The following is a 10,499-nucleotide window of genomic DNA, read 5'->3' as shown; positions in this document are numbered from 1 at the left end:
GATTCACGTGACTAGAAGGGCATCGTTCCCACGACTGTGACGGAAGAAACCTGCATCGCCCCTGTGCCGCCCCGCCGTTGAAACAGATGCAGCAAGCGCCACGTTTAACGACGTGAGGGCGCTGTTGGAGTGAGGCCAGATGAGTGGCGCTCGCAGGTTCCGCGTGTCCAAAGGGCAGGATCGTCAGCCGAATGCCCCGGCGAAGCACCGCCGCGACCACCTGCGGCGCATCCATCCAATGACACGCGAGCAGCAGATGGCCCTGATCGAGGAGGCTCGTGCGGCCCGCCTCGCCGCGCGTGAGGCACAGGAGCACAAGACGGCCCAGTAGGACTGCACCCCTGAGTCGACGGGGGTCCGAGCCGCACCCGAATTTATGCCTTTGGTGCTGTATGTCAGGGATTCTCGCCGGGGTCGCCGTCGCCCTACGCGGCTCACGGTCAGGGCGGCTATTTCTGTGAGTGCATCCGGGGTGAGCGCACCGCCTACGGCAGGCGAGAACCCGGCGAGAGATGCTTCAATAACAGCTTGGCTGCGGAACGGTTCCCGCCCACCCTCGCTCCGGTCTCAGTGGCTCCGGCGCATTCCCGTGTAGTTCAGATGCGCCAAGATTTCGAGGGCAGCGGTGATCTCGTCCAACCGGCCCGGCTTCTCGATCCAGGGCGCACTGTCGAGATCCTCCGTGTCATCCGCTTTCGGTCATGGCCGGAATACACCAGGAACGGCAGGTCTCGGGAGCGGAGCTCATTGGCCAAGCCAGAGCACAGCCCGTCCTTAAGGGTCAGGTCGAGAATAGCCACGTCCGGCCGGGCATAGTCCAGGCTCTTGAGGGCCTCGTGCTGCCTCGCGAAGGGACTAACGATGCGGTAGCCCTCGTCCTTCAGGGCATCAGCGAGGACGAGGGCGATCACTGCCTCATCCTCAACGATCATGATCCGCAACGCATCCGTGTTCGTCCGCATGTAATCTCCACTGCCGAGCGATTCGGCACGCGGAAGGTCGGCACAGGATACGGCCACAGTATGGCCAAGCTTCGCACACGGAGACGTAGCGTGTGGCGGTTCCTGATTTCGACAGAGTGAAGCAGCAGAGATCCTGTAGAGCAAGGGAGGAGTGGCGCAATTGCCGCGCCGGTCCGGTGGAACGCAAACGCGGCGCAACCGTTTGGGCAGCGCCATTGCCCGCTGTGCTTCCGTGTCCATCGCCCGCCACATCATTCGCCTTTAAGCCTGCATCGAGGGCATCGCGGAGACCGCGTCGGTGCCGGACAAGGCAGGATTGAGCCTTGATGAGCCGCTCGCTGCATTGACACTGACGAGCCACCGCCGTGTCACCATGCTGCTGGAGCTTGTCCAAGACTTCTCGAATAATCCCTATGAGCGGGCTGCTGCCGGTCATCTCCGGATGCGTGTAGTGCGTGCGAGGTACGGTCCGACTGTCAGCCTCGCAGTTGAGCGTCCTTGTGCCAACCATCGTTAGCTTGCTGCTGCGCTCTGGCTGGTGACCGGATCCGGTTGGCAGTTCGCCTCACAGAAGCGCCCCGCACGCGGCTTGCATTCGACCTTGCTGCGGCCCCTCTCTGTATTTCGCCGATGGCCTGACGAGAACATCGACCCCGCTGGGACAGCAACCGATGGGCCGAGCCTGTTCAGTCGATTGAGCCTTGCCGTCGTAGAACTCTCGGTTTCTCAGCCATAAGCGGCTGCCGCTTTCGGCTCACTCGCGATCGCCGCCTGATCCCTCAATGCCAAGGAGGACAGGAGATCGTGACCGCTCCATGCAGGTGCTGGCAGGCGCAGAATGTCCGCGCAGGGTCGGCGTTCCCGGGTCGAGCTCTCCGAAAGGACCAGTGGGTGAGTGCGCTTGTCGGAGCGGATGGTTGCTCACGCAGCAGGAGAGCAGCCCGGATCACCGCCAAGCCGCTGCGATGACCGTGAAAGCCTCCAGCAGCTTTCGCTCTCTTAGACGGAGAGGTTGTTATCAACTGTTCTCGGCGAGTTCGCTCATGTCGATCTGGAAGGCGACAGCGCCAAAGGCGTCTGTGACATCGATGCGCCAATTCCCTGAAGCGGCGGCAGCATGGGCGCACTCCTGCCCGACCTCGCGGATAGCTTGCACGGCTTCGATGCGGGCCTGCGCGAGATCGGCAACATCGATCCCGACCTCGTCCGGAATGACATCGTGCCCATCCACCAGATGGAAGTAGTATCGCTTCACCATGCCCACCTCCACTTCGCGTCACGAATGGCCTTCGGCGGCATCAGCACTCCAGCCAAGGGCCTGACCGGCTCAACTCGACGTGGGAAATTGTGACGAGCCGAACACCCTCCGGTTGCCACATTGCCGTTGCGCAGGAACTCGTACCCTTTCAGAGGCCATGTGAACTTGCGGCTAGGCCATGGCACCAGCTTCGAGATTGATAACCTGCGGCTGGGCAAGTCGTCTGATGAGGCCTACGATAGTGTTTGGCAGATACGGCTTGGTGACGAACGGAACATCCTCGGGCCACTCCTCGACCCGAGGATGCGCTCGTCCCGAAGTGGCAATCACCCGTATCCCTGGCCAGCGCTCGTGAACCAAGCGGGCAAGATCGAAGCCGTTCAGCGGCCCCGGCATCTCGACATCCGTGATCACCGCCTGGATGTCGCGCTGGTCCTGAAGGATCGTGAGGGCCTCCTCGGCATCCGTGGCCTCGAAGACCTTGAAGCCTGCTTCATCAAGGAAGTCCGCCGCGAACATGCGCACGAGCGTCTCGTCTTCCGAGAACGGTCAAACGGGGTTCTGGGCAATCGTTCATCAGGAAACAAACCGAGGCAATAAGGGTCCAACCGAGAATGCGGAGCTATGTTCCTCCACAGTCTCCTCGGAACCTTGGCCGTGACGCAGCATTGCCGTCCTGATGCCCGCTCTTGCCCGACCGAGCATCAGAAGAGTCTCGCGCCCATGCTCCGGTGGCGGGGCTCTCTTCTCAGTGGCGATTTCCGCCTTGCTAACGATTCGGCGTCTGCACGGCGTTGCGCGATGGCATGTCCCTTACAGGAGAGAGGCCTTTTCCGAACCCGTGGGGACTGGTTTGCATTCAGGGTCTGATGGCGGGTCACCCCATCCAATCCGATGATTTGTGCGGCAACGTCAGTGTGCACGGATTCGCAGACTATTACGTGATCCGTCCACCCAGTCCGCACGACTGGCCTTTGACCTTGCCAATAGGCCACTCGTGATCCGTTCCCGTCAACACCGCACGAACACTGTGAGGTGGGGGCCGTTGCAGACTAACCTCGGACACGGTGCGGGAATTGTCACGAACCCCAGGCAGAAGTTCCGTATCGGATTGAACGGAGGCTGCGTCGCCATGAAGGCCGTTGCGCATGATCGATGGCTTCCCTGCATTCCGTTGCGGAACGTGGGGCCCGATTCGGGTCGAAATGGGGGCAGTCAAGGGAGCCACTTCTAGGAGGCAGGCGCGCCCATCCATCGCCAGAGTTCTGAACGTGAACGGGAACGAGCTCTCGGCCAAGCTGTTGTTTCAGTACCTCTCGCCGGGTTCGCTTACTGGAGGCGGTGCGTTCACCAAAAAAAGGCCGCCCTGACCGTGAGCCCGTAGGGCGGCGACCCCGGCGAGAATCCAATCCCAGAAACACAAAAACCATTCAGCGCCGTGCTTTGGCGGGGAACTTCACCATGGCACGTGTTCCGCATCCGTCCGGCCTGGGTCCGACCTTGACCGCTCCCCCGAGCTGCCGGGCCATGGCACTCACGAGGCGCTGCCCGAGCCCTGATCCCTGCGGCTCCTGGTGAGGGTCAAAGCCAATGCCGTCGTCCGATACCTCAAGGATAAACTCACCCTCTCGTCGCGCGAAGCTGACGGTGACCTGTCCCGAGCGCTCCTCTGGAAAGGCGTATTTCAACGCATTGGTGAGCCACTCATTGATGATCAGCCCTACGGCAGCCGCGCGCTCCTGCGGCAGGGGATGTCGCTCCACCTCGACCGTCAGGGTGATGGGGCGAAGGCTGAGCAGGGCCAGCCGGAGATCATCGCAGAGGTCTGTGATGAACTCATCGGTCCGCACGATGGCGGCTCCCTCCACGCGCTCCAGCTTTTCCTGGGCCCGGCCCAGAACATGGATGCGATCCGTGGCCGCCGCGAAAGCGGCCTGCGCCTGCGCGTCCGGAATGGCGCGTTCTTGCAGCCGGAGCAGGGCGCTCATCGTGGTGAGATCGTTTCTGAACCGGTGTCCCGCCTCGCGCAACAGCAAGTCCTTCTCCTGCTCGGCTCGGGCAAGCTGATGCAGCGCATCGTGGAGGGCCTCGATGAGTGTCGTTGTTGCCAGGGTTGTGGCCACGAAGAGAGCCAGAGCGAACAGGTCGTTGCCGCGCCCGACCCAAAGGCTCCAGTGGGGCTCAATGAACGCGGCGGCTGCGAGACTGCTCAGTGCAATGGCGACGAATCCGCTGCCTCGGTTGAACAGGGCGGCGCTGGCGATCACCGCCGGAAAGAACAGCAGAAAGACATAGCCGTCGAGCCGTGGCGAGAGCGCGAGCTTAAGGAGGGCGGCAGCTGCAACAAAGAAGGCCGCACCAGAATAGCGCATCCAGATCGGCCAGTTGCGAGTCTGTAAGGTCTGCCTGCGTAGCCATTCCATAGAAATGGTAAGTGCTCAAGAGCTTTGCGGTTCCGAGTCAGGCTACAACGCGACTCGATCAGAGATTCATTTGCAGTAGCCCTTAAAGCAGAATGGCTAAGCTGAAACCCGACAACGCTGAAATGGTTAGGATCTCTTGCGGTGAGGTGATGATGGACAGGGTTCGACCATGAAGGCGGCGAACAAATCAGGACTGAACTTCAACAGCATTTCCTGTCACTCCACACCGAACCCGCAGGTTCTCGTACGGCTTGGGCGTGATCTCCGGGAGGTCTATAGGAACCTCATCTGGGAGCCTCTTCCAGAGAGCTTCGGCATCGCGCTACACCGCCTGTCGTCCCAGGAGGAAACCGGGCGCATCGCGAGAGTGGCTGCCGAGACCCACAGCCGCTGAGGCCGCTGGAAGCTACCGTTCTCAGGTCTGCCATGGATGTCGGTGGTTTACATCAGCATCAACCCAAGGGTGCGGCTCTAACCCAAGATATTCCGTCAAGGCGATCCTGTGCTTCATGGGTGGTGAGTCGAGCCGCAGACGAATGCACCTGGTTTTCGGTCAAGCTGGAACGCTGTTCCTCATGCGCCGCTCATTGGACATACCGGCCCCGACCTTACCCCGTATTCCCCTTGTGCATGGGCCGAAGACTTCGAGAGCGTTCATGAGACGCGCTCTTTTTGCGGACGCTGGCTCTCGGCCCGGATGAGCCATTGCAGTCGGGCTGTGGGTAATCAGCCTGACGGGGCCATCCGAGCTAACCGGGAGCTTCCCTTTGTGCGGGTGATCCGAAGCTGAAGCCGCCCAGCGCCGCTTTCGCGACATTGTCGGGACCGAGTTCGGGAGTGCCGTCGAGCCCCAGCAACAGGGCCAGCCTGTGTCGCGCCCGGTTGACCCGGCTCTTGACCGTGCCGACCGCGACCCCACAGACCTCGGCGGCTTCCTCATAGGACATCCCCTCTGCGGCGACGAGGAGCAAAGCCTCGCGCTGATCCACCCGCAGCTTGGCGAGCGCCGCACGAAAGTCCTCGAAGTCGAGATGATCATGCTGGTCCGCCGGCGTAATCAGCATCCCAGCATAAGACCCATCGACATCTTCGATCTCCCGCTTGCGTTTCCTGTAATCGGACAGGAAAAGATTGCGCAGGATCGTGAAAAGCCAGGCATGAAGATTGGTGCCCGGCTCGAAGCGATGGCTGTTGGCCCAAGCCCGCAGGATGGTGTCCTGCACGAGATCATCCGCCTGCACGGGATCGTTGGTCAGCGAGACCGCAAAGGCGCGCAGGTTCGGAAGGGCTGCGAGCATTCCGTCCCGCAGGGATGTTTCAACTGTCATGCCGCGAAGTCTCTGTTGTCCCGTATTCTCGGATGAGTTCCAGCAGGCGATCCGGCACAGGCTCCGCCAGGAGATCTACATACATGGCGCGCAGCCCGACGATGATCCGGAACTGCGCTTCGACCTGAGCGCTGCGCTGCAGCCTGTTGCTCCACGCCCCCGCAGGAGCAGGAAGCTGGCCTTCCGGCCAATCTCTCGTTGGGCCATGCGCCATGGCGACGTTTCCTCGGATCTGCTCGCTTGGTGGAGCTGTGCGGGTGAACGACGCTGGTGCAGCCACGTTCCGGAGGAACAAACGATTTTTTAACTTATGTTACTTGGCCGTCGGAACGGGAGTGGCTCTGCGGCTTTGACCCCGTCGAGAGACACGGGGATGGGCGAAGTTGACCTGAAGACCACGTGCGAGGCCATCCATGCTTCCGAAGTCGAGAGTTCTGATTGCCGAAGACGAACCCCTCACGGCTCTGGATATAGCCGCAACTGGCCGGGAAACCGGAGGCGAGGTGCTGGGTCCTGCCGCGAGCCTCAGCGAGGCATTCGAGCTTCTGACCGAGGACCGGATCGACGGGGCCATCCTCGACTGCAATCTTCTGGATGGAGAAATCACGCCTGTGGCCGAGGCCCTGCTCGACCGCGATATCCCTGTGGTGCTGCACACGGGAAGCGAGATGCCCCTGAAGCTCCGAGGGCACTGCAAGGAGCCGTCATTGTTTCGCAAGCCAACGGACTCCTTCGTGCTCGCCCGCCGACTTGCCCAGTGCATCCTGGAGGAGCAGAACCGGCACTGTGTGACCATGCCGCCACCGCAGGTCGGAGATCAGCGGTAGTCACAGGAGACCCGGCCAACCGGTTGGGTGGGGGCTTCGCATGATCGAGAAGCCTAAAGGCGGCGCATAGCCATAACAGGGCGGCAGGGCGCTTGTTGAACTGAATGACGGCATTCGGGCTCGCGCCGAACCGTTGACGAAACCCATCAGCTTGAGGAGGCCTGAGATGCGCAGCCATGCGCTTGCCCATCGTCTGAAAGCCCGGGCCAAGGAGGCTTTCCAGTCACCCGACGATCTCCTTTCCGAGGTCCAGACCACGTTGGCGGCTCTGGCGGACATCGAGTGTCGCTTCGAGCGGGATTGCGAGCGGATTGAGCGGTGGCCCAATTCTGAGGCTGCACGGGCACGCCTGCGTGCAGAACGGGAGAGTCGCCACAGCCGCGAACGTGAGCCCTACCTGCGCAAACTCGACAAGTTGCAAGACAAGATGCGGGCGGACTTGACCTCCGGCCTATGAGCCACGGCATTCATTCTCTCAGCATCGCATTGAGTGGTGCTGAAAACGAAGTATCGGATGGCGCTTACGGCTGCGGGCGCGTGGTGGTGTCTTCTCACGTTCCGGCTGCGATGCGGAACAAGGTCTTCGGCTCGTCGTTCTTGCACCTATGAAGCCGCGTGGACCTATTCTGAACCAGCCCATCGTTCTCCTTGTCGAAGATAAGCCACTCGTAAGAGCAACACAGGTCGATGTCCTCCGGGAGGCTGGCTATTGGGCACTCGAGGCCCAGGATGCTGACGAAGCATTCGAGATCCTGAAGCATCGCGATGGTGTAAGCGTCGTGCTCACGGACGTTGACATGCCCGGCTCTCTCGACGGGTTCGAATTCTCGCGACTTGTCGCGCAGGGCTGGCCGGAAGTGGGAGTGCTCGTCATCTCGGGCAAGGCGTTTCCGGATGAGGGAGACCTCGCGCCTTCGGCGGTGTTTGTGCGGAAGCCGATCCGTCGCGAGGCCCTCGCTGAACAGATCGAGGCTCTGATGATACGCTCGACTGGTGCCCTGAGCTAGATTGCCCTCATACTCTCACCGACGTTATTATCTGACAAGGAAGGGCTGAATTGCCCTATACCCTCCATAAACTCGCTCCTGGCAGCTACGACCTTAAACTCGATGGCGAACTCATTGGCGGCGTCGTGAAGAATGGGCCACGAGCCGCAACATGGAGAGCGGAGCTCCTGGACGATGCACCGCCCGATGCCATTCCATCGCCCTTCACGAAAGTCGAGCACCGATTCCCAACTCTCGATGCCGTCCTCGCTTGGCTCGGGGGCGCGGAGATCGAGGAGGGCTGAATGGGTGACTTCCACTATGCCTATGCAGGTCGGTCATTGCGATACGTAGCACGAGGCGAGCGATGGCGTCGCCCACCGTGTTCCCGCGCAGTTGGAACCTACGGCTACATTGTGCTCCTCACTCTTTCAAGCGCCGAACTCGTGCCTTCGATCAGCGACGTGGATACTGTGAGGCGGGAACGGACATTCGGCCAACTTCGCCTTCGCGCTCGCGGTCGGCGTTCGTTAGCTATTGCGACCACTGCGCACCGAGAAAGAAAGGCCCTGCCGAGGAGGGCTGGCAGGGCTGCAGTTGAGGCCCGTTGATGTTGGGAGGAAGAACAGGCTCATGCTTGCTCTACCGGAAGGGATTGCCTCCTCGCCTTCACACAGGTGAAACGTGGCTGCAGTATTCTTCCTGCGCAGGCGCTTTGAGCGTTGTGACAGGAAGTATCCTACGTTCGAGGATCGCGGCGCTTGGGCGTAAACGGATGGATAGACGCCGCAATAGGTGAGCCTGCACAGGATTGCGGGGGCTAAGCAGCACTTCGTAGGCTGTCACACGACTGCGTTTGGGTGCGCTCGCGGTTCATGGTGATGACGGCGTGATGGATGGTGGCTTGGAGGTCATTGGCATCGGCGAACGTCCTGTGGGCGAGATAGTGACGCTTCAGGTCACGCCAGGCGCGTTCAATCTCGTTCAATTCAGGTGCGTGTTTGGGCAACCACTCGACTGTGAGCCAGGGGCGGGCGGCGAGAGCCTTGGTGGTCAGCTTGCTGGTGTGGACGGGGCCATTGTCGAGGACCAGCACTACCGGCCGGATCGGCCCGCTCGCCTCTGGCCCGTAGCGGTGCTCGATCATTTCGAGGAGCGCCACGAAATCGGCGCTGCGCTTGGTGCGCGCGCTCACCTCGCGCGTGACGGCGTCGAGCGCCCCCATCAGGGCAACTTTCTGGGCCTGGCCCGGCGCCTGGATCCGCAGATCGGCGCCGCGCCGTGCCCAGGCCTGGGCGAGATACGGATGGGTGAGCGCCTCCGCCTCGTCACCAAACAGCAGGGTGATGTCGCCGGCTGCCGCCTGCGCCTTGCGCAGACGAAGCCGCAACCCGATGCGGTCAACGGCGTCCCGATCCTGCCGACCGGTCAGCGCGTGCCGGGGCCGCCGCCAACGGAACCCCCTTTTTCCCGCAACAGAAGGCTCAGCCGGGATGTCGAAATCGGCGGGCCACCGCGCCGTTCGATCTCGGCCTGCAGCCGCGGGAGCGTCCAGTTCGAGCGGTTCTCCACCGGCTCGGATAGGATCGCCGCGGCGATCGACAGCGCCTGCAGCCCGCGCTCGCCCGAGGGCCCCGGCACCACCGCGGCCCGCAGCGCCTCGACGTCGTCGGTCGCATACCAGTTGCGCCAGTGCCGCACCGCGTCCGCCGTCACCCCGAAGGCCGTGCCAATCGCCTCACTCGTCCAGCCCTCAAGCGACAGCAGGATGGCCCGCGCACGATCCGCCTCGTCGCGCCGCGGCGAGCGCGACAGCTCCCGCAACTCCGCCCCCTGCGCCCCACTCGCCGTCACACGAGGTCGTCTGGCCATGATCAAAGTCCACCGCCATCGGTGCGCCTCATCAATCCTACCGCTGTGTGACAGCCAACGGAATCCTGCTTAGGTGCAGGGCAGGTAAGCACCGGGCTCGCTTGGCGTGATTGACGCCTCTGCATCACCGTCGCGAAGCACCCTATACACCTGTGTCCTGGAACATCCGAGTTCCTTCGAAATCGCGCCGGGGCCATGGCCGTTCGCGTGCATCGCTTTGATCCGCTCCCGGCGAGCCGGGTGACCACAAGCGCGTCGCCGCGGCGCGGGATTGGAGCTCCGGGGATTATGGCCGCCGCGGTGAGGAGCGCGGCTTCTGGGATCGCGCTTCGGACGAGGTGTCGTCCTGGTTCGGGGATGAGGACGCGGAACGGCGCCGCCGGGAGGACATGCGCGGCGAGCATCGCGGGCGTGGTCCGAAGAACTACACGCGCTCGGATGATCGCATCCGCGAGGACGTGAACGATCGCCTCAGCGACGATCCGTTCGTCGATGCCTCCGAGATCGAGGTGCAGGTCTCGGGTTGCGAAGTCACGCTGTCGGGCACGGTCGACAGCCGCGAGGCCAAGCGCCGGGCCGAGGACATCACGGAACGGATCTCCGGCGTGAAGCACGTGCAGAACAACCTGCGGGTCCAGCAGCCAGGCGCCAGCGGCATGACGGGCACGCAGGCGACGAGCACGACCGGCTCCCGCCAGAATGTCTGATCCGCCGACGCGGAGGCGCCCTCGGAGTATCCAGGGCGCCTCCGCATATCGATCTCGGCTGTGGACCTTGGGACTGATGCACCCTGCCGACCTCATCAGAATCCGTGAGCAGACAGCCGGATGAAGTCTCCCGGGA

13 protein-coding genes and 3 pseudogenes are annotated in these 10,499 nt (G+C 62.5%); 7 read left to right on the top strand and 9 right to left on the bottom strand.

The genetic code is table 11. The features are described from left to right. The first annotated feature begins 139 nt into the window (after window positions 1-139). Window positions 140-331 (top strand): hypothetical protein, encoded by a 192-nt coding sequence (locus tag BN1233_RS42255; RefSeq protein ID WP_046869682.1) that lies wholly within the window; start codon window positions 140-142, stop codon window positions 329-331. A 265-nt stretch (window positions 332-596) separates the two neighbouring features. Here the strand turns inward: BN1233_RS42255 and BN1233_RS49005 are convergent, their stop codons facing one another. The 4 genes and pseudogenes from BN1233_RS49005 to BN1233_RS42235 form a co-directional block, all read right to left on the bottom strand. Then, complete coding sequence (locus BN1233_RS49005; protein ID WP_048710580.1) at window positions 597-962, bottom strand: response regulator; 366 nt, start codon at window positions 960-962, stop codon at window positions 597-599. A 1,018-nt stretch (window positions 963-1,980) separates the two neighbouring features. Further along, window positions 1,981-2,220, bottom strand: a complete 240-nt coding sequence (locus tag BN1233_RS42245) for a DUF6894 family protein (RefSeq protein WP_046869681.1) — start codon at window positions 2,218-2,220, stop codon at window positions 1,981-1,983. Between the two features lie 171 nt (window positions 2,221-2,391). After that, window positions 2,392-2,748: pseudogene (locus tag BN1233_RS42240) on the bottom strand (response regulator); the annotation flags it as partial. A 902-nt stretch (window positions 2,749-3,650) separates the two neighbouring features. Then, window positions 3,651-4,592, bottom strand: coding sequence for a sensor histidine kinase (locus BN1233_RS42235; protein WP_187144502.1), 942 nt, complete (start codon window positions 4,590-4,592; stop codon window positions 3,651-3,653). A gap of 220 nt (window positions 4,593-4,812) precedes the next feature. On the opposite strand from BN1233_RS42235, the gene BN1233_RS42230 reads away from it, so the two are divergent. After that, window positions 4,813-5,037: a hypothetical protein gene (locus BN1233_RS42230; RefSeq protein ID WP_046869679.1), complete on the top strand. Its 225-nt coding sequence runs from the start codon at window positions 4,813-4,815 to the stop codon at window positions 5,035-5,037. 355 nt (window positions 5,038-5,392) lie between these two features. On the opposite strand, the gene BN1233_RS42225 is transcribed toward BN1233_RS42230, so the two are convergent. Together BN1233_RS42225 and BN1233_RS42220 are read right to left on the bottom strand one after the other, a co-directional pair. Next, window positions 5,393-5,971, bottom strand: a complete 579-nt coding sequence (locus tag BN1233_RS42225; RefSeq protein WP_074078497.1) for a sigma-70 family RNA polymerase sigma factor — start codon at window positions 5,969-5,971, stop codon at window positions 5,393-5,395. Beyond that, window positions 5,961-6,185 carry a NepR family anti-sigma factor gene (locus tag BN1233_RS42220; protein ID WP_046869678.1) on the bottom strand — a complete coding sequence of 75 codons (225 nt, stop codon included), beginning with the start codon at window positions 6,183-6,185 and terminating at the stop codon, window positions 5,961-5,963. The genes BN1233_RS42225 and BN1233_RS42220 overlap by 11 nt, the downstream gene beginning before the upstream one ends. Before the next feature lie 199 nt (window positions 6,186-6,384). On the opposite strand from BN1233_RS42220, the gene BN1233_RS42215 reads away from it, so the two are divergent. From BN1233_RS42215 to BN1233_RS42200, 4 genes are all read left to right on the top strand, one after another. Next, window positions 6,385-6,798 carry a response regulator gene (locus BN1233_RS42215; RefSeq protein WP_048710577.1) on the top strand — a complete coding sequence of 138 codons (414 nt, stop codon included), beginning with the start codon at window positions 6,385-6,387 and terminating at the stop codon, window positions 6,796-6,798. 166 nt (window positions 6,799-6,964) lie between these two features. Then, window positions 6,965-7,255, top strand: coding sequence for a hypothetical protein (locus BN1233_RS42210; protein ID WP_046869677.1), 291 nt, complete (start codon window positions 6,965-6,967; stop codon window positions 7,253-7,255). 148 nt (window positions 7,256-7,403) lie between these two features. Next, window positions 7,404-7,805, top strand: a complete 402-nt coding sequence (locus BN1233_RS42205; RefSeq protein WP_046869676.1) for a response regulator — start codon at window positions 7,404-7,406, stop codon at window positions 7,803-7,805. A gap of 50 nt (window positions 7,806-7,855) precedes the next feature. Continuing rightward, window positions 7,856-8,089: a hypothetical protein gene (locus tag BN1233_RS42200; RefSeq protein WP_046869675.1), complete on the top strand. Its 234-nt coding sequence runs from the start codon at window positions 7,856-7,858 to the stop codon at window positions 8,087-8,089. Between the two features lie 515 nt (window positions 8,090-8,604). Here BN1233_RS42200 and BN1233_RS42195 read toward each other — a convergent pair. The 3 genes and pseudogenes from BN1233_RS42195 to BN1233_RS46530 form a co-directional block, all read right to left on the bottom strand. Beyond that, window positions 8,605-9,216 (bottom strand): IS630 family transposase, encoded by a 612-nt coding sequence (locus BN1233_RS42195; protein WP_244471071.1) that lies wholly within the window; start codon window positions 9,214-9,216, stop codon window positions 8,605-8,607. Continuing rightward, complete coding sequence (locus tag BN1233_RS50425) at window positions 9,213-9,608, bottom strand: helix-turn-helix domain-containing protein (RefSeq protein ID WP_046869673.1); 396 nt, start codon at window positions 9,606-9,608, stop codon at window positions 9,213-9,215. The genes BN1233_RS42195 and BN1233_RS50425 overlap by 4 nt, the downstream gene beginning before the upstream one ends. A gap of 117 nt (window positions 9,609-9,725) precedes the next feature. Then, window positions 9,726-9,881: pseudogene (locus BN1233_RS46530) on the bottom strand (helix-turn-helix domain-containing protein); the annotation flags it as partial. 59 nt (window positions 9,882-9,940) lie between these two features. On the opposite strand from BN1233_RS46530, the pseudogene BN1233_RS42185 reads away from it, so the two are divergent. After that, window positions 9,941-10,363: pseudogene (locus tag BN1233_RS42185) on the top strand (BON domain-containing protein); the annotation flags it as partial. Between the last annotated feature and the right edge of the window lie 136 nt (window positions 10,364-10,499).

This window comes from Microvirga massiliensis (assembly GCF_001006805.1).
GTDB lineage: Bacteria > Pseudomonadota > Alphaproteobacteria > Rhizobiales > Beijerinckiaceae > Microvirga > Microvirga massiliensis.
This window is presented reverse-complemented; position numbering and strand designations above follow the sequence as displayed.